Source organism: Mycobacterium sp., assembly GCF_049278535.1.
In the GTDB taxonomy this organism is placed as follows: Bacteria; Actinomycetota; Actinomycetes; order Mycobacteriales; family Mycobacteriaceae; genus Mycobacterium.
This window is the reverse complement of record NZ_JBAPMI010000206.1, coordinates 1-20,940: the sequence shown is the minus strand read 5'-3', so window position 1 is coordinate 20,940 and position 20,940 is coordinate 1. Positions and strand designations below refer to the sequence as shown.

21 protein-coding genes and 1 pseudogene are annotated in these 20,940 nt (G+C 66.7%); 14 read left to right on the top strand and 8 right to left on the bottom strand.

The genetic code is table 11. From position 1 onward, the window contains the following. Positions 1–217 (bottom strand): annotated as a pseudogene (locus tag WAO18_RS14075) (hypothetical protein); the annotation flags it as partial. Between the two features lie 134 nt (positions 218–351). On the opposite strand from WAO18_RS14075, the gene sodC reads away from it, so the two are divergent. Genes sodC through WAO18_RS14050 form a run of 5 tightly spaced genes read left to right on the top strand, consistent with a single transcriptional unit; the run spans position 352 to position 4,537 of the window. Further along, entirely contained in the window at positions 352–1,059 is a 708-nt protein-coding gene (gene sodC, locus WAO18_RS14070) for a superoxide dismutase[Cu-Zn] (RefSeq protein ID WP_422206873.1), read from the top strand. 25 nt (positions 1,060–1,084) lie between these two features. After that, entirely contained in the window at positions 1,085–2,194 is a 1,110-nt protein-coding gene (locus tag WAO18_RS14065) for a glutamate--cysteine ligase (protein WP_422206876.1), read from the top strand. Next, on the top strand, positions 2,194–2,850 hold the full coding sequence (locus WAO18_RS14060) for an LON peptidase substrate-binding domain-containing protein (protein WP_422206872.1): 657 nt from the start codon (positions 2,194–2,196) through the stop codon (positions 2,848–2,850). The genes WAO18_RS14065 and WAO18_RS14060 overlap by 1 nt, the downstream gene beginning before the upstream one ends. Beyond that, complete coding sequence (locus WAO18_RS14055; RefSeq protein ID WP_422206871.1) at positions 2,850–3,674, top strand: enoyl-CoA hydratase-related protein; 825 nt, start codon at positions 2,850–2,852, stop codon at positions 3,672–3,674. Before WAO18_RS14060 ends, WAO18_RS14055 begins: the two co-directional genes overlap by 1 nt. Beyond that, on the top strand, positions 3,671–4,537 hold the full coding sequence (locus WAO18_RS14050; RefSeq protein WP_422206870.1) for an SMP-30/gluconolactonase/LRE family protein: 867 nt from the start codon (positions 3,671–3,673) through the stop codon (positions 4,535–4,537). Before WAO18_RS14055 ends, WAO18_RS14050 begins: the two co-directional genes overlap by 4 nt. Positions 4,538–4,634: 97 nt before the next feature. Here WAO18_RS14050 and WAO18_RS14045 read toward each other — a convergent pair whose 3' ends face one another. After that, entirely contained in the window at positions 4,635–5,381 is a 747-nt protein-coding gene (locus WAO18_RS14045; RefSeq protein WP_422206869.1) for a maleylpyruvate isomerase family mycothiol-dependent enzyme, read from the bottom strand. A gap of 120 nt (positions 5,382–5,501) precedes the next feature. Between WAO18_RS14045 and WAO18_RS14040 the strand changes: the two genes are divergently transcribed. From WAO18_RS14040 to WAO18_RS14030, 3 genes are all read left to right on the top strand, one after another. Beyond that, positions 5,502–6,110, top strand: a complete 609-nt coding sequence (locus WAO18_RS14040; protein WP_422206868.1) for a TetR family transcriptional regulator — start codon at positions 5,502–5,504, stop codon at positions 6,108–6,110. Positions 6,111–6,235: 125 nt separating this feature from the next. Continuing rightward, entirely contained in the window at positions 6,236–7,237 is a 1,002-nt protein-coding gene (locus WAO18_RS14035) for a methylenetetrahydrofolate reductase (RefSeq protein ID WP_422206867.1), read from the top strand. Then, positions 7,234–7,995 carry a class I SAM-dependent methyltransferase gene (locus WAO18_RS14030; protein WP_422206866.1) on the top strand — a complete coding sequence of 254 codons (762 nt, stop codon included), beginning with the start codon at positions 7,234–7,236 and terminating at the stop codon, positions 7,993–7,995. The genes WAO18_RS14035 and WAO18_RS14030 overlap by 4 nt, the downstream gene beginning before the upstream one ends. Here WAO18_RS14030 and WAO18_RS14025 read toward each other — a convergent pair. From WAO18_RS14025 to WAO18_RS14010, 4 genes are read right to left on the bottom strand one after another with little or no spacing between them, the layout of a single operon-like run. Then, complete coding sequence (locus WAO18_RS14025) at positions 7,992–10,154, bottom strand: AAA family ATPase (protein ID WP_422206865.1); 2,163 nt, start codon at positions 10,152–10,154, stop codon at positions 7,992–7,994. The two genes, WAO18_RS14030 and WAO18_RS14025, sit on opposite strands and share 4 nt — an antisense overlap. After that, a complete protein-coding gene (locus tag WAO18_RS14020) occupies positions 10,151–11,011 on the bottom strand; it encodes a CDP-alcohol phosphatidyltransferase family protein (protein WP_422206864.1) in 861 nt (286 codons plus the stop codon). The genes WAO18_RS14025 and WAO18_RS14020 overlap by 4 nt, the downstream gene beginning before the upstream one ends. Beyond that, on the bottom strand, positions 11,008–11,721 hold the full coding sequence (locus WAO18_RS14015; RefSeq protein ID WP_422206863.1) for a phosphatidylserine decarboxylase: 714 nt from the start codon (positions 11,719–11,721) through the stop codon (positions 11,008–11,010). Before WAO18_RS14015 ends, WAO18_RS14020 begins: the two co-directional genes overlap by 4 nt. Positions 11,722–11,750: 29 nt before the next feature. After that, on the bottom strand, positions 11,751–12,674 hold the full coding sequence (locus WAO18_RS14010) for an SDR family NAD(P)-dependent oxidoreductase (RefSeq protein ID WP_422206862.1): 924 nt from the start codon (positions 12,672–12,674) through the stop codon (positions 11,751–11,753). A gap of 118 nt (positions 12,675–12,792) precedes the next feature. Here WAO18_RS14010 and WAO18_RS14005 point away from each other — a divergent pair, with 118 nt between their 5' ends. Together WAO18_RS14005 and WAO18_RS14000 are read left to right on the top strand one after the other, a co-directional pair. Then, on the top strand, positions 12,793–13,269 hold the full coding sequence (locus WAO18_RS14005; RefSeq protein ID WP_422206875.1) for a PH domain-containing protein: 477 nt from the start codon (positions 12,793–12,795) through the stop codon (positions 13,267–13,269). Between the two features lie 47 nt (positions 13,270–13,316). Next, positions 13,317–14,771 (top strand): PH domain-containing protein, encoded by a 1,455-nt coding sequence (locus WAO18_RS14000; protein WP_422206874.1) that lies wholly within the window; start codon positions 13,317–13,319, stop codon positions 14,769–14,771. Here WAO18_RS14000 and WAO18_RS13995 read toward each other — a convergent pair. Continuing rightward, on the bottom strand, positions 14,768–16,441 hold the full coding sequence (locus tag WAO18_RS13995; RefSeq protein WP_422206861.1) for a DEAD/DEAH box helicase: 1,674 nt from the start codon (positions 16,439–16,441) through the stop codon (positions 14,768–14,770). The genes WAO18_RS14000 and WAO18_RS13995 overlap by 4 nt on opposite strands. A 128-nt stretch (positions 16,442–16,569) precedes the next feature. On the opposite strand from WAO18_RS13995, the gene WAO18_RS13990 reads away from it, so the two are divergent. Together WAO18_RS13990 and WAO18_RS13985 are read left to right on the top strand one after the other, a co-directional pair. Next, entirely contained in the window at positions 16,570–17,049 is a 480-nt protein-coding gene (locus WAO18_RS13990; RefSeq protein ID WP_422206860.1) for a VOC family protein, read from the top strand. A gap of 26 nt (positions 17,050–17,075) precedes the next feature. Next, the gene (locus tag WAO18_RS13985; RefSeq protein ID WP_422206859.1) at positions 17,076–17,777 is read left to right on the top strand and encodes a M24 family metallopeptidase; all 702 of its coding nucleotides are present in this window, start codon (positions 17,076–17,078) and stop codon (positions 17,775–17,777) included. On the opposite strand, the gene WAO18_RS13980 is transcribed toward WAO18_RS13985, so the two are convergent. Further along, positions 17,774–18,688, bottom strand: coding sequence for an SDR family NAD(P)-dependent oxidoreductase (locus WAO18_RS13980; RefSeq protein ID WP_422206858.1), 915 nt, complete (start codon positions 18,686–18,688; stop codon positions 17,774–17,776). The genes WAO18_RS13985 and WAO18_RS13980 overlap by 4 nt on opposite strands. Before the next feature lie 103 nt (positions 18,689–18,791). Here WAO18_RS13980 and WAO18_RS13975 point away from each other — a divergent pair, with 103 nt between their 5' ends. Then, complete coding sequence (locus WAO18_RS13975; protein WP_422206857.1) at positions 18,792–19,358, top strand: TetR/AcrR family transcriptional regulator; 567 nt, start codon at positions 18,792–18,794, stop codon at positions 19,356–19,358. Between the two features lie 176 nt (positions 19,359–19,534). After that, positions 19,535–20,940 (top strand): chaperonin GroEL (groL, locus tag WAO18_RS13970; protein ID WP_422206856.1); only part of this gene is annotated, 1,406 nt, incomplete at its 3' end.

The window sequence follows — 20,940 nt, the reverse complement described above, 5'->3', positions numbered from 1 at the left end:
CGGTGTCAGAACAGCGGGCTAACCGGTATCCGAACAATTCGCCGACGGCGGCCAACATTGCGGCAGCCGCTCGGTTTTGCGCGCGCCACGACGCACCGATCCGATCCAGGAACGCGGCTGACTCCGTTGTGCGAGTGGGATAGCGCCGCTCGAAGAGCTCATCAAACCGGGCGATCACCTCCGGCGATGAGCACGCGCCACCACTCGTATCGAACATACATTCGATTATGACAAGAGGGTCCGACACCAACGACCGGCAGCTAGGGCCGCATCGTCGCCGGGCCGTGTTGGTCGATCCCGCTCCTCCGCGGGTCGTTCCGACCCGCATCGTCGCCGGGATAGGCTCTCCCCATGCTCAAGGTCGCCAGCAGCCGCAAATTCGCCGCTGCCACCGCACTGGTTCCGCTCGTCGCTTCCGTTGCGCTGATGAGCGCATGCAAGCCGAATCAACCACCGGCGACTTCCCCCGGCACCACGCCGGCGATCTGGACCGGTTCGCCGTCGCCGTCGAGTGCGGAAGCCAACTCCGGGCAGACCGGCCCGGACATCCTGACCGCGCAGCTGATCGGTCCGGACGGCGCCAAGGTGGCCACCGCGAAGTTCGAGTTCGTCGACGGCTACGCGAAGGTCGTCGTCGAGACCACCACCGCCGGCAAGCTGAGCCCCGGCTTCCACGGCATGCACATCCACTCGGTGGCCAAGTGCGAGGCCAACTCGGTAGCTCCGGCCGGCGGCGCACCCGGCGACTTCCTGTCCGCGGGCGGCCACTTCCAGGCGCCCGGGCACACCGGCGATCCGGAGAGCGGCGATCTGACCTCCCTGCAGGTGCGCAAGGACGGCGAGGCTTTGTTGGTGACCACCACCGATGCGTTCACCAAGGCCGACCTGCTGGCCGGCGCGGGGACCTCGATCGTCATCCACGCCGGCGCCGACAACTTCGGCAACATCCCGGCGGACCGCTACAACCAGGTCAACGGTGCAGCGGGCCCCGACCAGACGACCATGTCGACCGGCGACGCCGGCAAGCGAGTGGCTTGCGGTGTGATCGGCGCCGGTTAGTTCGCCGTCGGACAGGGGTACCGCTATCAGGGTGAACTTCGCGTCCTCACCCCGCCCGACACTTGGAGTCGAATGGGAGTTTGCGCTTGTCGACGCGCAGACTCGCGATCTGAGCAACGAAGCCACCGCGGTGTTCGCCGAGATTGGCGAAAATCCGCGCGTGCACAAAGAATTACTGCGCAACACCGTTGAGATCGTTACCGGTGTATGCGACAACACCGCGCAGGCGATGGACGATCTTCGGTCCACCCTCGGTTCCGTTCACCCGATCGTCCGGCAACGCGGCATGGAACTCTTCGGGGCGGGCACCCACCCGTTCGCGAGTTGGTATTCGCAGCAGCTGACCGATGCGCCCAGATACGCCGAACTGATCAAGCGGACGCAGTGGTGGGGCCGGCAGATGCTTATCTGGGGAGTGCATGTGCACGTGGGGGTTTCGTCTCCGGACAAGGTGATGCCGGTCATGTCGGCATTGCTCAATTGGTACCCGCACCTGCTGGCGCTGTCCGCGTCGTCGCCCTGGTGGGTCGGTGACGACACCGGATATGCCAGCAACAGAGCGATGATGTTTCAGCAGCTCCCCACCGCCGGCCTACCGTTTCAATTCGAAAAATGGGACCAATTTGAGGGTTTCGTCCACGATCAGAGAAAGACCGGGATCATCGAGGACGTCAACGAGGTCCGCTGGGATGTACGGCCTTCGCCGCACAACGGAACCCTCGAAGTACGGATTTGCGACGGTGTCTCGAACGTTCGCGAGCTCGGGGCGCTGGTCGCGTTAACACACTGCCTGGTGGTCGACCTCGAGCGTCGACTGGACGCCGGTGAGACGTTGCCGAGCATGCCGCCGTGGCACAACCAGGAAAACAAGTGGCGCGCAGCCCGTTACGGGTTGGATGCGATTATCATTCTCGACGCGGATAGCAACGAACGCTTGGTCACCGAGGACCTCGACGACGTGCTGACCCGCCTGGAACCCATCGCCAAATCGCTGGACTGCGTAGCCGAACTGGCCGCGGTGGCCGACATCCCTCGACGCGGAGCGTCATATCAACGGCAGCGACGGGTGGCCGAGGAATACGATGGAGATCTGCGCGCCGTAGTCGACGCGCTGGTCGGCGAGTTGGAGATCTGATGGAAGCCGCAGCCGAATTCGGCCGTCTGGCGATGTTCCCGTTGCAATCGGCGTTCCTGCCTGGCGAGGATCTGCCGCTGCAGATCTTCGAGCCTCGCTATGCCGAGCTGGTGCGGGACTGCATGCGCGACAACAATCCCCGGTTCGGTGTGGTGCTGATCTCGCAGGGGCGTGAGGTCGGCGGCGGTGACGTGCGCTGCGATGTCGGGACGGTGGCCAGGATCACCGAATGCGTGGACGTCGGCGGCTCGGGACGATTCATGCTGAGCTGCCGCACGGCCGAACGGATCAAGGTGTGCGAGTGGCTGCCCGACGACCCGTACCCGCGCGCCGTCGTGGAGGAGTGGCCGGACGAGCCGGGGAAGCCGGTGAGCGCGGGCCAACTGGAAGTGCTCGAAGACCGGATGATGGGGCTATTCGAACGCATCGCCAATGCCCGCGATCTTCCGGTGCCGGATCGAGAGGAAGTGCTCGGCTCGGGCGCCGATACCGCCGATGCCGGAGAACGGCTGTACACGTTGGCATCTCGTATTCCGATCGGTCCGGCCGATCGCTACACCGTGCTGGCCGCGCCGACGGCCGACGACCGGTTGACAGCGCTCACTGAGGCGGTGGAATCCGTCGCAGCGGTGATCGAGTTTCAGCTCTCCCAGTGATGGCCAGCGATCTAGCAGTTGACGTCGACGCGGGCGTAGCTGTGCTCACGCTCAACAGGCCCGAACATCTCAATGCCTACACCTCCGAGATGGGCGCGCTGCTGAGTGCGGCATACCGGGACTGCGACAAGGACGACACTGTCCGTGCGATCGTGATCACCGGTGCCGGCCGGGCGTTTTGCGCTGGAGCGGATTTTTCCGGTAGCACATCACCGTTCGACGCCCCGTCCGACGAGGGCGCATTTTCCGCGTCGCCGATCGACCCTGCCGCTTTCGAACTACGCAAACCCGTGATCGCCGCAGTCAATGGCCACGCGATCGGGATAGGTTTGACCATCGCGTTGCAGGCCGACATACGCATCGTCGCCAATGAGGCCAAATACGGTGTGGTTCAAGTGCGTCGGGGCGTGATACCCGACTGCATGTCGCACTGGACACTGACGCATCTGACAAACCTCGGCGTCGCCGCCGAGGTGCTGCTCACCGGAAGCACCTTCAGTGGCACCGAGGCCGTCGCATGGGGCATCGCCAACCGCGCGCTACCCGCGACAGAGGTTCTCGACCAGGCGATCGACATGGCCCGCGACATCGCGACCAACGTCGCGCCGCTGTCGGCGGCGCTGTGCAAGCGACTGCTGTGGGACAGCGCAATCAACGGTTACACGCCGCGACAGGTCGCGTCGTTGGAAACGCTGCTGCACCATCGGGTGATGGGGACCGGCGATGCCCGCGAGGGCGTGGCCGCCTTCCTGGAGCGGCGTGCACCGCGTTTCAGTGCGCGACTCTCGGCCGACTGGGCCCCGCTGCCGGAACCGGAGCCGTGAGCGTGCACATCGAAGTGATCGCCGACGGCCTCGGGTTCACCGAAGGCCCGGTGTGGCTGCCCGATGGCCGGGTGGCCCTGACATCGATCAACCAGGGCTGCGTCTATGTGGTGGACCCGTCCGGTGGTCCGCGCGAACGCATCGACACCGGCGGCGGGCCCAACGGTTTGGCATGCAGCGCCGACGGCACGCTGTACGTGGCGCAGAACGGCGGGGCTTGGGGCGCAAGCGGTCCCGCCGAGGCGGGCGTGCAGGTGATCGCCGGAACCAGCGTCGATTACCTCGTCGAAGGCCTGGGCGCACCGAACGATCTGATGTTCGGCCCGGACGGGCGACTGTGGGTCACCGACACCCGCGGGGAATTCGACATCGGCACTCCCGATGCCGGATTGCCCGGCCATGTGTATGCGACAGATATCGATTCCGGTGAAACCCAACAGATCATCGATGACGGTCCGGTGTTCATCAACGGGCTCGGTTTCACCCCCGACGGCTCCAGATTGCTTGTGACAGCCACGTTGTCGTCACAACTGCTGTCCTACCTCATCCCGACGTCGGATTACCGGGCAGACGACGGTCCCGAACTGCTGCACACCTTCGTGGACGGCTGGCCGGACGGGATGGCCGTCAGCGCGTGCGGAGATTACTGGGTCGCGCTGACCGCCGCCGACAAGATCGGGATCGTCGACGCGACGGGTCAGCGGGTCGGAGAGATCGGGCTGCCGGCCGGGTCGCTGGCTACCAACGTCTGCATCGGTGGCCAGCAGTCCGACGAACTGTTTGTCACCGCCGCACAAAGTCAGTCGCTGCTGCGAGTTCGCTTCGACGACAACGACGCCGAGGGCACTTGGCTCACGATGTGAGTATGTCGGCCAATGTCTCCGGATCATGTCGCACGCTGGCTTCGCCGCGTGCGACGCCCTCTTTGACGAGTCAACTGCAATAAAATCGACGGCGGAGTTAGAACACGCTCAGCCGGCGAACCATGTCGAGTGTGGCGGGATCGCCGTGCGCGTCGACGCCCAGTGATTCCCAGCTGCCGCGTTGGGTAACCCACCGCACGAATACCGCTGAATCGCAGTCGATCTGGGCAGCCACCTCGGCGTCGCCGATCTGCAGGGTCCGAGCGCCAGCCCCGGAGAGTCGTACCTCGACCGCTTTTTCCATAGCGCCGACGAGCTCGCTGTTCTGCTGTGGCAGCGCCGCCTCGATCCAGTCGAGCGTGGGGGCAAGCCGCAACTCGTCAGAGGCGGGCGGTTCTCCGCCGAAGGGTCCGTCGGGCGGGAACAGGTCGTACCTGATGTGGATGTAGTGCTCGAAGGCGTAGGCGGTCGGCACGACTGACGCCGGATAAGTCCCGACATCGCCGAGCGGAACGTCAACGTCCTGGCCCTGCACGGCGGCGAGCAGTTCCAGCCCCCTCGAGCTGACCGATTCGTAATCGGCCACCACCTCTTTCGGGGTCATCAAACGACGCGACTCGACGTACAAGTCGGCGGCCCGTTCGGCGGGGAGTCCAGCGGAGTCGGGCAAGTTCGACATGTCGACGGCTAGGTAAAAGCTGCACGCCATGTGCGAGATCAGGTCCTGCACGCTCCAGCCGGGACACCCGCTGGGCTTGGCCCAGACGGAGTCGTCCAGTGTCTGGCAGAGCGCCAGCAGAGCTGAGCGGTCGGCTTCGATTGCCTGTAGCGCGGAACTTGGCATCGGGTGAACCTTTCGATTGATATGACTGTCTGATAAGACCGTCGAGACTTCTGAAGCGAATTTGAGAAACCGACATACGGTATGTATGAAGATACGTACCGTATGTATGAAAGGCAACCGTTGATGGACGCACCCCGTCGTACGCAGGCTGAGCGGGCCGCGGGGACGCAGGAGGCATTGATCGCTGCGGCTCGGCCGCTCTTCGCCGCGCAGGGTTTTGCCGACGTGGCGCTGGAGGCGATCGTGCGCGCCGCCGGTGTGACCCGCGGCGCCCTCTATCACCACTTCGCCGACAAGACCGAGCTGTTTGCCGCGGTGTTCGAGCAGGTCGAAGGAGAGGTGGCCGCGCGGATGGGAGAGGCGATCGCCGCGTCCAAGCAGACCGATCCGGTCACGATCATGCGGCTCGGCGTCAACTTCTGGCTGGATGCCTGCTCCGACCCGGAGGTGCAGCGCATCGTGCTCGTCGACGCCCCGGCTGTCCTCGGTTGGGCGCGATGGACGGAGATCGGAAACCGCTACAACATCGGGACGGTGCGTGACCTGCTTGCCAGCGCCATCGAGATCGGCCGTATCCCAGCGCAGCCGGTCGAAGCGACTGCGCTGACGATGCTCGGGGCGATGCGTGAGGCGACGCTTTATGTCGCCCGGGCCGAAGATCACGCCCGGGCGCGCCAGGAGGCCGGTGCCGTCATGAGTCGAATGATTCAGGCGCTGAGCGCCAACTGATTTAGTTGCCCGGCTTCGTCATTCACGAAATTCGGGGGCGCTGATCCGGTCGGGATTGGGCAAAGCGGCGATGGTGTTTTCGGGTCCTTGATTCCGGGTAACTGACCAGCAATCGGCCGGGGGAGATGCCGGTGACGGGCGGTGAGGAGTTGGTCGACCACGAATGTCCCAAGCGCATGCAGTTCGGTCCATGCGGGGGCGTCAAACCCGATGGCCAATGCGAAATGCGGTTGGGACCGTGCACTTTTGACGAGGCGGTGCCGTGGTCAGGTGGCATCGTGCGGGTGCCGCCGGTGCCTGCGCCGCTCATCCTCACCGATTTCAGCTGCGCACCTTTTGACGCCACGGATGTCGCGGCCACTGCGGCCATCCTGGCGCCGAGCTGCGATGCAGTGCTGGTGGGCGAGCACCAGAACCGGCCGGACTTTCCGCCGACGCTGATGAGTCGGTTACTCCTTGAACAGGGTGTGACGCCGTGGATCACCTTGTCGTGCCGGGACCGCAATCGCGTTGTCCTGGAGCAGGAACTGCGTGGGTTGCGCTTCACCGGTGCAACGACGGTGTTCTGTGTGACCGGCGACGGCCGCGGCTACGACGTCAGGCCTGAGGTCACGCAAACTTTTGATCTCGACGGTCCACGGTTGGTTGCGCTGGCCGCGTCTCTAGATATGATCGCCGCCGTCCCCGAAACGCCTACCGCGCCCCCGACTCGTGTCCGCCCCGCCCGGCTGGTCGAGAAGCAGCGGGCCGGCGCAAGCCTGGCGGTTCTCAATCACGTGTCGTCTGCATCGGTGCTATCGGCGTTCATGGACGACGCGCGCGCAGCCGGGCTGCACATCCCGGTGCTCGCTGCGGTGGCGGTGTTCACCGATGTCGTGTCGGCCGCGGTGCTGCAGGGTCTGCCCGGGCTGGAGTTGGAGCCGGAGCTGGTGGATGAGGTCGTCAACGCGCCCGATCCGGTCGAAGCCGGGATCGAGGCGGCGGTCGCTGAAGCACGAAAGCTATTGGCTATCGGCGGTATTCACGGCGTAAACCTGTCCGGCATGGCGTCGGCGTCCGGCACCCGGCGAGGCGCGGAGATCAAGGCCGAGGTGGGCGCGCGAATTCGGGCGGAGCACGGCGCGTGACCGATTCCGCAGCGGCCGAATTCCACACGCTGGCCGAATGGACCGCAGAAGTGGCGCTGGACCTGGGCCACAACTTTCATATCCCGGCCGGTTGCCGAGGCAGCGGCAGTCCAGCGGTCCTGGATTGGCTTATCGGCCAACTGAACCTCAGCGCAGACGAAACGTTGCTGGACTGCGGAGCTGGCGTTGGCGGACCGGCGGCGTACGCCGCGCAGCGTGGCGTCCGTCCGGTGCTCGTGGAACCGCAGGCCGGTGGATGTCGGGCTGCCCGAACATTATTCGGGCTTCCGGCGCTGCAGGCTGACGCAGCGGCGTTACCGGTCGCCGATGATGCGTTCGATGCCGCGTGGGCGCTAGGCGTGCTGTGCACCACCCAAGACCAGCTGGAATTGCTGGGTGAATTGCGCCGCGCGGTTCGTCCACCGGGTCGCATCGGGCTACTGGTACTAGTGGCTCGGGAACTGTCACCGCCCGGCGAGCCGGAGGACAGCTTTTTCCCGACGGCTGAGTCGCTGAGCGAACTTCTGCAGCGCGCGGGTCTACGAGTCGACGCCTGGCGCAGCGCCGCTGAGATCTGGGAGCCACCGCCGCGGTGGCAACAGCAGGTGGAGGCCGTGGAAGCTGAGATGCGTGCCCGGCACGATGGCGACGAGGCGTGGCAGGTCGCCGAACATCAGACCGAGCTGATCGGCCAGCTGCTGAAAGAATCCGTGATTGTGCCTCAACTGTTTTCGCTACGACACACGTCGGTTGCTTAGCGTTCCGCGGCGAAGGCGCGCAGTGACGCCAGCTGCGCGGGATCTAAAGAGGGACGTACGTTTTCGCGCGCGGCGGCGACATCGGCGGCGGTGATCTCAGCGGCGTCGACCGACCGCCGCATGGCGGTGAGCGCGGCTTCGCGCAGCAGTGCGACGCAGTCGGCGGCGCTATATCCGTCGAGGTCGGCCGCCAGCGCGTCCAGGTCCACGCCCCGCAGCGGAATCGACTTGCCGGCCGTGCGCAAGATATCCGCCCGCGCCTGTGCGTCAGGTGGTTCGACGAACACCAGCTTCTCCAGCCGACCGGGCCGCAGCAGCCCCGGGTCGATCAGGTCCGGGCGGTTGGTGGCGCCGATCACCACGACATCGCGCATCGGTTCGATGCCGTCGAGCTCGGTGAGCAGCGCGGCCACCACCCGGTCGGTGACACCGGAGTCGAAGCTTTGCCCGCGCCGCGGTGTCAGCGCGTCGATCTCGTCGAGGAAAACCAGTGACGGCGCGGAATCCCTTGCCCGGCTGAATAGTTCGCGCACCGCCTTCTCCGATGAGCCGACCCACTTGTCCATCAGCTCAGACCCTTTGACGGCGTGCACGGAAAGCCGCCCGGTGCTGGCCAGCGCGCGGACCAGGAAAGTCTTCCCGCAGCCCGGCGGGCCGTACAGCAGCACACCGCGCGGCGGCTGAACACCGAGCCGCGCGAAGGTGTCGGGATGCTGCAGCGGCCACAACACCGCCTCGGTGAGCGCCTGCTTGGTTTCGGCCATGTCGCCGACATCGTCGAGGGTGATCGATCCGAGCGTGACCTCCTCTGCGGCTGATCGTGACAGAGGTCTGATCACGGTGAGCGCGCCGAGCAAGTCGTCCTGGGTGAGCTTCGGCGGGCCGCCGTCGGAGCTGGCCCGCGCCGCGGCGCGCAACGCCGCCTCACGCACCAGCGCGGCCAGATCGGCAACCACGAAACCTGGTGTACGGTCAGCAATCTCGCTGAGTGTGAGATCATCGGTAGGCACCTGATTCAGCAGGCTTTCCAGGAGCGCCGTGCGGGTCGGCGCGTCGGGCAGGCTGAGCACCAGCTCGCGATCGCACAGATCCGGGGCACGCAGCCGCGGGTCGAGGTTCTCCGGAACCGCCGATGTGACGATCACCGCGACCCCCGCGGCGGCGATCGCTTTGCGTAGCTCGCTCAGGATCAGCGCCGCAACCGGTTCGGCCGTGGCAGGCAGCAGCGCATCGATGTCGGCGATCAGCAGCACTCCACCGCCGTCCCGAACTTTCATCACGGCCTCGGCCACCCGCTGCAGACGGTCGTCGGCGGCCAGCGCGCCGACCTCCGGACTGTCGAGTTCAACCAGCCGTCGGCCCACGCAGACCGCACGCACCAGCGTGGTCTTGCCCACTCCCGCCGGACCCGACACCAGCACACCCAAGTTTGTTGTGGCGCCAAGGGTTTGCAGCAGGTGCGGTTCGTCGAGCGCCAGCTTGAGCCACTCGGTCAGCTTGGCCGCCTGCGCGCCGACACCCTTGAGGTCGTTCACGGTGAGCTGTGTTGCCGCGGTGGCGGGCTCGGGCTCAGCTGGCCTTGTGGCGTCGAGTGGAGCGCCGTTTCCCCACGTCACCAAGGAGTTCGGCTGCACGCTCACCGGCCCGGTCGGATCCACCCCGGTGACGGTCAACAATTCTGACGTCCAACTGATGCCCACCGCTGAGGCCAGCGCGCGGGTCGCCGCCGACGTCGAGGTTCCCGGTCCCAAGTCACGCGGCAGCAGCGATACGGCATCGCCGATGGTTAACACCTTGCCCAGCAACGCTTGTCGCAAGGTGGTGGGCGGGACCGATTGGCTGGCCAGCGCCGAGCCGCTCAGGGTCACTGACCGTGCGCCGTAGACGGTGACGGCGGCGACGATGACCATGGTGTCTTCGCTGAGCCCGGCGTTGGACAGCGTGACGTCGTCGAGCAGGACAGTGCCGACCGGGGTCTGCTGACCGGCCATGCCGGCCACCGCCGTTGTGGTCCGTGACCCGGTGAGCGACACCGCATCCCACTCCCGAATACCCAGGGCAGCAATGGCGTTGGGGTGCAGCCGGATCACCCCTCGACGAGAGTCGACGGCCGAGGTGTTCAGCCGAGCCGTCAGCGTGAGCCGGGCAGGCGACGTCATGTTCGGCCGGCGGGCCTGCGTAGTCCGAGTCGAGCCATCGACCGGCGGTTGGGCTGCGCCCGGCGGATCGCGCGGCGGGTGGCGCGCCGTTGCTTGGGTTTCTCGCCCCACGCCTCGGGGTGCTCGGCCAGCCAGTGGTGGCTACGGACCGAGAACGGGATGTAGCAGAGGTAGGCGGCGATCACCACCATGATCAGGATGTAGGGGAACAGGAACGCGGCGGCGGCGACGATGGCCAGCCCGGCCAGCAGCAGCGCGGCCAGGTTCGGCGGCACCGAGACCGCGTGCATCTTGCGCATCGGGATCCGGCTCACCAACAGCATCGAACAGACCACCATCCACGCGCAGACGAACCACGGCGATGTCCACCAGCCCGCGCCGAACTGCAGCTTGGCGGCCAGCGGACCGAGCGCGCAGATCGCGCCGGCCGGCGCCGGCACACCGACGAAGAACTCCCGCGCAAACGCGGGCTGGCTGGCATCGTCGAGCAACGCGTTGAACCTGGCCAGCCGCAACACGATTGACACCGCGTACAGCAGGACCACCACCCAGCCGGCCGGCAACGCGGGCAGCATCGACACGTAGACCACGACTGCGGGCGCCACGCCGAAGTTCACTGCGTCGGCCAGCGAATCGATCTCCTCACCCATCCGCGACTCGGCATCCAGCGCGCGCGCCACCCGGCCGTCGAGCCCGTCGAGGATGGCCGCGGCGGCGATCAGCGCGATCGCCACATAGGGCTGGCCCTCCAGCGCGAAGCGGATCGAGGTCAGCCCGGCGCAGATCGCCAGCACGCTCATCGAGCTCGGCAGGATGCGCAGCGGCACTACCCGCTTGGCGCGAGGTCTCGTTGTCATGGCAGTTGGGCCAGCACCGTCTCACCGGCGACCGCTCGCTGGCCGAGGCTGACCAACAACTCCGCGCCCGCGGGCAGGTAGGTGTCCAGCCGCGACCCGAATCGGATCAGGCCGTAGGTGTCACCGATCGACAGTTTGTCGCCCACCCGGGCGTTGCAGACGATCCGACGGGCTACCAGACCGGCGATCTGCACGGCCACGATCTCCACCCCGTCTGCAGTCCGGATCCGGACGCTGTTGCGTTCGTTGCTTTCACTGGCCTCGGGGAGGTCGGCCGAGCCGAACAGGCCCGGCCGATGTTGGACGGCGATTACCTCGCCGCTGACGGGGGCCCGTTGTACGTGGGCGTCGAACACCGACAGGAAGATGCTGACCCGGGTGAGCTCCGCGTCACCCATCTCCAACTCGGGCGGCGGCGCGGCCGATTCGATGAGGCAGACCTGGCCGTCGGCCGGTGCGACGACGACGCCGGGCCGGGTGGGCGGCACCCGAGGCGGATGCCGGAAGAAGCCCGCACAGGCGCCGGCGGCCAGTAGGCCAACGCGGCGCAGCCAGCGGGAGCGGCGGCCCACCAGAGCCAGACCCAAGCCGGCGGAGATGAACGGGAGCCCGGCCGGGTGGACGGGCGGAACCGTCGAACGCACCAACGACAGCAGGTGCCGGGGGCTGACCGTCGGGTTCTCGTCGGTCAAGCGGGGTCGTCGTGCCACGCGGTTATCTTACGGAGCCGCGAGGGCCGTCAGACCGGATAGGTGACGCCGGTCAATTCCGCGGAGACCGTCCACAACCGCTGCTGCAGGTCCTCGTCGTGCGACTGGGCGCTCGAGGAGACGACCTTGGGGTGGCCGCGCTGCTCACCCGGACCGTCGGGACCGTAGTACTGCGCGCCCTCGACGTCCGGATCGGTGGCGGCGCGCAGCGTCGGCAAGGCGCCCATCGCGGCGCCCTGGAAGAACAGCGGGCCCGCCAGTGCGAACAGCGGCTTGACCAGCGTCGGCGCGTTGCGGCCCAGTTCGGTGCTGGACGCGCCGGGATGCGCCGCAACGGCGATGGTGTTCTTGCGGTGGCCGGCCAGCCGGCGCTGCAGTTCGTAGGTAAAGAGCAGGTTGGCCAGTTTCGACTGCCCATAGGCGGCGAGTCGGTCGTAGCTGTGTTCCCACTGCAGATCGTCGAAGTGGATCGCGGCGCGGAGCCGGTGGCCCGTGCTGCTGACGGTGACCACCCGCGAGCCCCGCACCGGCAGCAGGTTGTCCAACAGGAGACCGGTCAGCGCAAAGTGGCCGAGATGGTTGGTGCCGAACTGCATTTCAAATCCATCGGCGGTGAGCTGTTTGGGCGTCCACATCACGCCGGCGTTGTTGATCAGCAGATCGATGCGCGGGTAGGCCTTTCGCAGCGCCGCGGCGGCGGTGCGCACCGAGGCAAGCGAGCTGAGGTCGAGCTCCTGCAATGTGACATCGGCGTCCGGATGGGCGGCGACTATGCGCGCCAGCGCGTGGTTGCCCTTCTCCAGGTCGCGCACCGCCAAGATGACGTGAGCCCCGGTCTGGGCGAGCGCGGCTGCGGTGTGGTAGCCGAGTCCGGTGTTTGCGCCCGTCACAACGGCCACGCGGCCGCTCTGGTCGGGTATCTCGCTCGTCGTCCATTTGCTGTTGGAACTCATCCCGGAGAACCATACTCATCCAAAATTTCGGTGCCGACGTGTCGGTGCAATCTGCCGGAGGGTCGGTGGCATTCTCGATGGCGTGGAAAACCGCACGCCTGGCCCGCCGGTCGCGGGCATGGTCGATCCCGCCCACCCGCCCAGCCGGCGCGCGCCGCTACGGTGGGCGATCGGCGGGGCCATCCCGTGGTTGCTGCTGGCCGCCGGCCCAGTGGTGTGGTTCGAATTCGACAAGCGGATGCCGTGGATGCATCTGCTGATCGGCGGCATCACGGTGCTCGGCGCGCTGATTTCGCTGGCCGTCGTGCCGGTCTGGCGATACCGGGTGCATCGGTGGGAGATTGGCCCGCAGGCGGTGTACACCCGTACCGGTTGGTTGGTGCAGGAGCGACGCATTGCGCCGATCTCTCGGGTGCAGACTATCGACACCTATCGTGGCCCGTTGGATCGGTTGTTCGGTCTGGCTAACGTCACCGTCACCACCGCCTCTTCGGCGGGAGCGGTGCACATCGTCGCGCTTGATGTCGACGTCGCCGATCACGTCGTCGCGCAATTGACCGACATCGCTGCGATTGGCGCCGAGGACGCAACGTGACTCACGCCGCCGGGCCTCAAATCGCCTGGCAACGGCTAAGTCCCAGGATGCTGTTGGTTCACCCCGTACACGAGCTGCTGCGCGAACTTCCGTGGCTGATCGGCGCGATCGTCCTGGGCTCGACCACCGGCAACCAGTCCTGGACGCTGGCCGTGCTGGCGTACATGGTCATCGTCGGCGTGGCGCGCTGGGTCACCACCAGCTACCGCATTGACGCCGACCCGCAGTCGGGCCAACTGCAGCTGCGAACCGGTCTGTTAGGGCGCAAAGTATTGTCCTTGCCGCTCAACCGGATTCGTTCGGTGCAAAGCGACGCCAGGCTGCTGCACCGGCTGATGGGTCTGGCTGTGGTGCGAGTGAGTACCGGGCAAGAAGCCAAGGGCGAAAACGGATCCGGGGGATTCGAGCTCAATGCGGTCGAGGTCGATCAGGTACCGCGGTTGCGGGCGATTCTGCTGGCCGGCTCAGATCAGCCGGTCGACACTGCGACCGCCGAGCCTGGAGCGGCAGGCGCCGTGCTGGCTCGCTGGCAGCCGTCGTGGCTGAGGTATTCGCCGCTGAGTGTGTCGGGTCTGCTGTCGCTGGCCGCTGCCGCCGGTGTGGTGTACGAGAGCGGATTCGTTGGGCCGCTGCAGCATTCGCGGCCAGTCGAGTCAGTGCTGGCCGCCGCCCAGCGGCTGGGTACAACGAGCACCGTCGAGGTGGTCGGCGTGGCAATTCTGCTCGCTTCGGTGCTGCTCGCGGTGCTGCGATCGTTGCTTACCTACGGAAATCTGGTGCTGCTGCGTCAGGCGGACGTTCTGCATCTGCGGCACGGCCTGTTGCGACTTCGTGAGCGCACCTATGACATGAGCCGGCTGCGCGGTGGCACGCTGCGGCAGCCACTGCTGGTCCGATTGTTTGGCGGCGCCCGGCTGGATGCGGTGATGACCGGTGTGCACGGCGTTGGAGAGGCGTCGGTGCTGCTACCGCCGTGTCCTGCTGCCACTGCCGAATCGGTGCTGTTTGAGTTGGTCGGCGAGCGGGATATCGTCACCGGCCCGCTGCGCGGTCATGGTCGGCGGGCCGCCGCCCGACGATGGACACGAGCATTGGGGCTTCCGGTGTTGATCGGTGTTGCGCTGGCCGTCGCGGCTGCGACGGCCGGGAAAACGGTTGTGCCCGTGTGGGTGTGGCCGGCATGGATCGCGGTCACGGCCTGGTGCGCTCTGCTGGCCGCCGACCGGGTCAATGCGCTCGGTCACCGGGTTCACGACGGCTGGTTGGTGATGCGTGCGGGCAGCGTCGAACGACGCCGCGACTGCCTCGCCACGGCGGGCATCATCGGCTGGACCGTGCGGCAGTCGCCGTTTCAGCGCCGGGCCAAGGTCGCCACCCTGGTGGCGGCGACCGCCGCGGGCGTCAAGCGCTATCCGTTGATCGACGTTCCGGAGGACGTGGCGTGGGCGGTCGCGGCCGAGGCGTCGCCGTGGGTGGCCGACAGTATCTGGGCCATTCGCTAAGCGGTCAGACCGCGCACCGCTACGATGCGCGCCTGGAGCTGTTCGCTGCTGGCCGCGGCCACCGGCGGGCCACCGCAGAGCCGCCGCAACTCGTTGTGAATCCATCCGTGCGGCTTGCCAATTCGATAGTGCGCCGCCGATACTAGCGCGTTGAGCTCGCGACGGAGTTCGCGTAGCTGTCCGTGCCGGGTCACCGGCTCGGGCGTAGTGGCGCGGCGGTCGAATTGCTGTTCCTGATGTCGGCGCAGCAGGTCGCGCATCTGGCTGGGATCCAAAAGTCCTGGGATACCTAAGTAGTCGGCTTCCTCATCGCTGCCGGCCGGAGTCGCGGTGCCGAACGACGAGCCGTCGAAAATGACCTGGTCCAGTTCGGCGTCGGCGCCCAGTGACTCGAACTTGTTCTCGATCTCGGACGGCTCGTCCTGACGGCGCTGCGCCACGGCAAGCTCGTCGGTTTCCCGATCTGGTTGCCCGAGAACATGATTGCGCTGCGCTTCCAACTCACTGGCCAGCAGCAGAAGGGTCGGCACCGACGGCAGGAACACGCTTGCGATCTCACCGGGCCGCCGGGAGCGGACAAACCGGCCGATGGCCTGCGCGAAGAACAGCGGAGTGGAAGCGCTGGTGGCATAGACGCCGACCGCCAACCGCGGCACGTCGACACCCTCCGACACCATCCGCACGGCGACCAGCCAGCGGCTGGTGCCCGCGGAGAACTGCGCGATGCGCCGCGAAGCGCCTGGGTCGTCGGAAAGGACGACGGTTGGCTCTTCTCCGGTAATCCGTTGTAGCAGAATGGCATAGGCGCGAGCAGCTTGCTGATCCGACGCGATGACCATTCCGCCGGCGTCCGGAACACCGCCGGCCCGTAGCTGGCGCAGCCGGGTATCGGCCGCGGTGACGACCGCAGGCATCCAGTCGCCGGCCGGGTCAAGCGCGGTGCGCCACGCTCGGGCGGTGTGCTCGGCGCTGGCCGGCTCACCGAGCCTTGCGGCATACTCCGCACCCGCGCTGTCGCGCCACCGCGTCTCTCCGGAGTAGGCCAGGAACACCACCGGGCGTACCACGCTGTCGGCGAGCGCGTCGGTGTAGCCGTAGGTGTGATCGGCCTGCGACCGCAGCAGGCCGCCGGCGTCGGGCTCGTAGCGAACGAACGGGATGGCGGCGTCGTCGCTGCGAAATGGCGTGCCGGTCAACGCCAATCGGTGTGTGGCGTCGCCGAACGCTTCCAGGATGGCGTCGCCCCAGCTCTTCGCGTCACCGCCGTGGTGAATCTCGTCGAAGACGACCAGCGTTCGTCTGCCTTCGGTACGCACCCGGTGCCGGGTCGGATGGCTGGCCACTTGTGCATAGGTGACGACGACGCCGTGGTACTCGGCCGAGGTGTGCGCGGCGCTGTTGCTGAACTTCGGGTCCAGCGCGATGCCGTCGGCGGCGGCTGCCGCCGCCCACTGCACCTTGAGATGTTCGGTCGGCACCACGACGGTGACCGCCTCGATGCTGCGGTCGGCCAGCAGCTCGGCGGCGATGCGCAGAGCAAACGCGGTCTTACCGGCGCCAGGAGTAGCGACCAGCAAAAAGTCACGTGGCTTGGCGGTTAAGTAGCGCACCAAGGCTCGCCGCTGCCAGCCCCGCAAAGCCCGGGTGCTGGGCGCTTCAACTGCCCGCACCCTCAAGACTCCTATCTGGTCGAGATGCAGTCTAGGGCAAGCACATCGGGGCGCGCATCTCTGCAGGACGGCGGCGAGTCGGCCGTGAGGCTGGTGCGATCACCGCACTTTTGACATTGTTCTACAGCATGATTACCGGACTGGCCCACAGTGGCGTTTGCGTGCCCGACTGCGACGCTGCGGTTGCGTTTTATCGCGACGTATTAGGCCTACGCGTGCTGTCGCCGCCCTACGTGATGGCCGGTGATGCGATCCGCGACGACATGGGTCAACTGGTATCCGATCCCACCATGAAGGCGGCCATCGTCGGCTTCGAGGACGACGGCGATCGGGTTCTCGAGGTGATCGAGTATCTCGGCGTCGCCGGCACCGAGCAGCGCAGTGCCGCGGCCCTGACCGACCACGGGCTCTCGCATGTGGGGCTGATCTGCGAGGACCTCGACGCCACCCGGGCCCAACTCGAGGCGAAGGGGGTGCGCTTTCTGGTCGACGGGATTGCGGACGTCGCGCGAGTACGCACGACATGGTTCGTCGACCCGTGGGGTGTGGTCTTCATCCTCGTCGAGAAGAGCAAGCCGGAGCATCCATACTTCGCACAATGGGACTGAAGCCCACAACGTCTAGCATCGGTATTGTGACAACGCCGATCGTCGACGAAAACGCCCGAGCGGAACGGCTTCTCGACGCCCAGGCCAAAGCGGCGCGGCTGTTCGACGAGATCGAACGCCGCGAAATGATCCGCCCTGGCGTCGGTGAGCAGCAGTTGTCCGACGAGATCCGCGATCTGGCTGCCGACATGCTCGGGGTGACAGCGCATTGGCACCGGCGGATCGTGCGGGCCGGGGAGAACACCCTGCAGCCGTTCAAGGAGCATCCGCCGGACCGGGTGATCGCCGATGGCGACATCGCATTCCTCGACCTGGGCCCGATCTTCGAGGAGTGGGAGGCCGACTTCGGCCGCACCTTCGTGCTCGGCGACGACCCGGACAAGCTCGCGGTGCGCGATGCCCTCCCGCGGGTGTGGCACGCCGGGCGCGATTACTTCGAGCGTCATCCCGACGTCACCGGCGCCGAGTTATACCACCACTGCGTACAACTGGCCCACGACGAGGGCTTCGATTTCGGCAGCCCGATCGCCGGCCATCTGCTCGGCGAATTTCCGCACAAGAGGATCTTCGGCAACGGCACCGAGTGGTACATCACGCCGGGTTCGACCAAACCGATGCGCCGCACCGACGCCGAAGGGCGGGTCTGCCATTGGATCCTGGAGATCCATCTGAACGACCCGGCCCGGAGCATCGGTGGTTTCTACGAGCAGTTGCTCGACCTCGGTTAGCCGACGGGATACGTCACGCCGGTGAGCTCCTCCGACACCGCCCACAGCCGGCGCTGGCGATCGGCATCGTGCGACTTCTTGCTGGACCCCACGATCTTGGGATAGCCCCGCGTCTGGCCAAGGCCGCCGGGACCGTAGTACTGCCCGCCGAGGACTGTCGGGTCGGTGGCGGCCCGCAACGTTGGCAGGGCGCCCATGGCGGGGTTCTGGGCGACGACCGGGGCGATCCGCTCGAAGGTGGAGACCAGCGGTGCGGGCATGTTGCGCATCAGCTCGGTGTCCGACATACCTGGGTGGGCGGCCGCGGCGATCGTCGTGCCGTGCGACGCCAGCCGCCGCTGCAATTCATAGGTGAACAGCAGGTTGGCCAGCTTGGCCTGCCCATAGGCCGCGACCCGGTTGTAGCTGCGCTCCCACTGCAGGTCGTCGAAGTGGATGTCGGCGAGGATGCGGTGGCCGACGCTGCTGACCGTCACGATCCGCGAGCCGGCAACCGGTAGCAGCCGGTCCAGCAGCAGGCCGGTGAAGGCGAAGTGGCCCAGGTGGTTGGTGCCGAACTGCAGCTCGAAGCCGTCCTTGGTGGTCGACTTCGGCGTGTACATCACGCCGGCGTTGTTGATCAGCAGGTCGATGCGGTCGTGATCGGCGCGCAGCTGCTCTGCGGCGGCGCGGGTCGACTCCAGCGATGTCAGATCAAGCTCCTGCAGCGCGACATCGGCCTGCGGGCTCTGGGTGACGATCCTCGAGATGGCGTCCTTGCCTTTGTCGAGATTGCGGACGGCCAGCACCACATGGGCGCCGTGGGCGGCGAGGGCCAAGGCGGTTTCGTAGCCGAGTCCAGTGTTAGCTCCCGTGATCACGGCGACGCGGCCGCTCTGGTCGGGAATATCGGTGGTGGTCCACTTGGCCATGAAAAGCTCCCTAAGCTGTAAGGTAAACGGGGCGTGCGCTCCGGTTGATTCCACGACTATACGGAACGTGCGCCCCGCTTTGTCAACCATCAGGTGGTGACTGATGTCTGTGCCCGCTCGGCCGTTGCGCGCCGACGCGGCCCACAACCGCGCCCGGGTGCTCGAGACTGCCTACGAGACTTTCGCGGCCGAGGGTTTGTCGGTCCCGATCGACGAAATCGCCCGTCGCGCCGGCGTCGGCGCCGGCACCGTCTACCGGCATTTCCCCACCAAGGAAGACCTGTTCAGGGCGGTGGTCGAGAGCCGGCTGCGGCACATCATCACGGAGGGGCGTGCGCTCCTGGACCGGCCGGGCCCCGACGAGGCGCTGTTCAGCTTCCTGCGGTCGATGGTGCTGGACTGGGGTGCCACCGACCAGGGGCTGGTCGAGGCGCTCAGTGGGCTGGGCATCGACGTCGATTCGGTCGCGCCTGACGCCGAGGACGCATTTCGCGGCCTGCTCGGCGAGTTGTTGGCGGCTGCGCAACGAGCCGGGACCGTGCGCGCCGATGTCGACGTGCCCGAGATCAAGGCCCTCCTGGTGGGCTGCCAGGCCATGCAGGGTTACGACAATGCGCGGGCCGAGCGAGTGACCGGCGTCGTCATCGACGGTTTACGCCCGTCGCGATAAGCGGGTACCTCTCCTTGCACTCGATATAGGCGAGTGCTAAAAATGACACTGGCACTCGCGACCAGTGAGTGCTAGGTCGGGACGGTGAGACCAAGCCAAGACAGCTACGGTCGTCCGTCGCGGGCACTGCGCCCGGCCACACACGTGTCATCCCCAATCGGAGGAATCACTTCGCAATGGCCAAGCAAATTGCGTACGACGAAGAGGCCCGTCGCGGCCTCGAGCGGGGCCTCAACGCCCTCGCCGACGCGGTAAAGGTGACGTTGGGTCCCAAAGGCCGCAACGTCGTCCTGGAGAAGAAGTGGGGCGCCCCCACGATCACCAACGATGGTGTGTCCATCGCCAAGGAGATCGAGCTCGAGGACCCCTACGAGAAGATCGGCGCCGAGCTGGTCAAGGAAGTCGCCAAGAAGACTGACGACGTTGCCGGTGACGGCACCACCACGGCCACCGTGCTGGCGCAGGCGCTGGTCAAAGAGGGTCTGCGCAATGTTGCGGCCGGCGCCAACCCGCTGGGCCTCAAGCGCGGTATCGAGAAGGCTGTCGAGAAGATCACCGAGACCCTGCTGAAGTCGGCCAAGGACGTCGAGACCAAGGAGCAGATCGCTGCCACTGCCGCCATCTCGGCCGGTGACCAGTCGATCGGCGACCTGATCGCGGAGGCGATGGACAAGGTCGGCAACGAGGGCGTCATCACCGTCGAGGAGTCCAACACCTTCGGCCTGCAGCTCGAGCTCACCGAGGGCATGCGGTTCGACAAGGGCTACATTTCCGGCTACTTCGTCACCGACGCAGAGCGTCAGGAAGCAGTCCTGGAGGACCCCTTCATCCTGTTGGTCAGCTCCAAGGTGTCGACGGTCAAGGACCTGTTGCCGCTGCTGGAGAAGGTCATCCAGGCCGGCAAGCCGCTGCTGATCATCGCCGAGGACGTCGAGGGCGAGGCGCTGTCCACCCTGGTCGTGAACAAGATCCGCGGCACCTTCAAGTCGGTGGCGGTCAAGGCCCCCGGCTTCGGTGACCGTCGCAAGGCGATGCTGCAGGACATGGCGATCCTCACCGGTGGCCAGGTCGTCAGCGAAGAGGTCGGTCTGTCCCTGGAGACCGCTGACGTCTCGCTGCTCGGTAAGGCCCGCAAGGTCGTCATCACCAAGGACGAGACGACCATCGTCGAGGGCTCGGGTGACTCCGATGCCATCGCCGGACGGGTGGCCCAGATCCGCGCCGAGATCGAGAACAGCGACTCCGACTACGACCGCGAGAAGCTGCAGGAGCGCCTGGCCAAGCTGGCCGGCGGTGTTGCGGTGATCAAGGCCGGCGCCGCCACCGAGGTGGAGCTCAAGGAGCGCAAGCACCGTATCGAGGACGCGGTCCGCAACGCCAAGGCCGCCGTCGAGGAGGGCATCGTCGCCGGTGGTGGCGTGGCCCTGCTGCAGTCGGCTCCGGCTCTGGACGACCTGAAGCTCACCGGTGACGAGGCGACGGGCGCGAACATCGTGCGCGTGGCCCTGTCGGCTCCGCTGAAGCAGATCGCCTTCAACGGCGGGCTCGAGCCCGGCGTTGTCGCCGAGAAGGTCACCAACTC

Coding starts and splice junctions, on each gene's coding strand:
- sodC (WP_422206873.1), top strand. CDS start 352: ATGCTCAAGGTCGCCAGCAGCCGCAAATTCGCCGCTGCCACCGCACTG.
- WAO18_RS14060 (WP_422206872.1), top strand. CDS start 2,194: ATGGAAGCCGCAGCCGAATTCGGCCGTCTGGCGATGTTCCCGTTGCAA.
- WAO18_RS14055 (WP_422206871.1), top strand. CDS start 2,850: ATGGCCAGCGATCTAGCAGTTGACGTCGACGCGGGCGTAGCTGTGCTC.
- WAO18_RS14045 (WP_422206869.1), bottom strand. CDS start 5,381: ATGCCAAGTTCCGCGCTACAGGCAATCGAAGCCGACCGCTCAGCTCTG.
- WAO18_RS14035 (WP_422206867.1), top strand. CDS start 6,236: ATGCCGGTGACGGGCGGTGAGGAGTTGGTCGACCACGAATGTCCCAAG.
- WAO18_RS14025 (WP_422206865.1), bottom strand. CDS start 10,154: ATGACGTCGCCTGCCCGGCTCACGCTGACGGCTCGGCTGAACACCTCG.
- WAO18_RS14020 (WP_422206864.1), bottom strand. CDS start 11,011: ATGACAACGAGACCTCGCGCCAAGCGGGTAGTGCCGCTGCGCATCCTG.
- WAO18_RS14010 (WP_422206862.1), bottom strand. CDS start 12,674: ATGAGTTCCAACAGCAAATGGACGACGAGCGAGATACCCGACCAGAGC.
- WAO18_RS14005 (WP_422206875.1), top strand. CDS start 12,793: ATGGTCGATCCCGCCCACCCGCCCAGCCGGCGCGCGCCGCTACGGTGG.
- WAO18_RS14000 (WP_422206874.1), top strand. CDS start 13,317: ATGCTGTTGGTTCACCCCGTACACGAGCTGCTGCGCGAACTTCCGTGG.
- WAO18_RS13990 (WP_422206860.1), top strand. CDS start 16,570: ATGATTACCGGACTGGCCCACAGTGGCGTTTGCGTGCCCGACTGCGAC.
- WAO18_RS13980 (WP_422206858.1), bottom strand. CDS start 18,688: ATGGCCAAGTGGACCACCACCGATATTCCCGACCAGAGCGGCCGCGTC.
- WAO18_RS13975 (WP_422206857.1), top strand. CDS start 18,792: ATGTCTGTGCCCGCTCGGCCGTTGCGCGCCGACGCGGCCCACAACCGC.